The 418-nt window shown below is 67.2% G+C and carries 1 protein-coding gene and 1 pseudogene; one reads left to right on the forward strand and one right to left on the reverse strand.

The window, feature by feature from the left end; all coding sequences use genetic code 11:
- Positions 1 to 69 (forward strand): annotated as a pseudogene (locus AABA86_RS33210) (HU family DNA-binding protein); the annotation flags it as partial.
- A gap of 71 nt (positions 70 to 140) precedes the next feature.
- On the opposite strand, the gene AABA86_RS33215 reads toward AABA86_RS33210, so the two are convergent.
- Positions 141 to 296 carry a hypothetical protein gene (locus AABA86_RS33215; protein ID WP_212250339.1) on the reverse strand — a complete coding sequence of 52 codons (156 nt, stop codon included), beginning with the start codon at positions 294 to 296 and terminating at the stop codon, positions 141 to 143.
- Positions 297 to 418 lie beyond the last annotated feature (122 nt).

The raw sequence follows: 418 nt of genomic DNA on the forward strand, positions 1-418 counted from the left end.
AAGGCCAAGCCGGCCCGCAAGATCGTCCGCGCCCGCCCGGTCAAGGCGGCCAAGGACGCCGTGGGCTAACGACGCAAAGGCCCCCTCGGTCGGAGGGGGCCTTTTGATTGGGGCAGCCGCGAGGGCCTGAGACGGAGGGCTCAACCTTTGCGGCGCTTCACCCGGACCGGGATCGGCTGAAGCTGTGGCCCCGGCGCCGGTAACGCATCGCGAGCACGGTCGATCGCGCGATCGAGCAATCGGCGCAGCCGCTGCGTTGTCCGCGATCGCTTCGCTTTCTCCAGCAGTTTCTTCATCGCATTCACTCCGCCGCTTCGACCTTCGCATCGACTTGGGGTTCGAGCGCCGCGGCGATGGCTTCGTCGACGCGCTCCAGCCAGATGAATTCGAGGTTGTCCCGCGCGCTCTTCGGGATGTC

The organism is Bradyrhizobium sp. TM233 (genome assembly GCF_036247965.1).
Classification (GTDB): domain Bacteria; phylum Pseudomonadota; class Alphaproteobacteria; order Rhizobiales; family Xanthobacteraceae; genus Bradyrhizobium; species Bradyrhizobium ottawaense.

What these genes read in the sequence shown, in the direction of transcription:
- AABA86_RS33215 (WP_212250339.1), bottom strand. Translation starts at nt 296, where the DNA reads ATGAAGAAACTGCTGGAGAAAGCGAAGCGATCGCGGACAACGCAGCGG.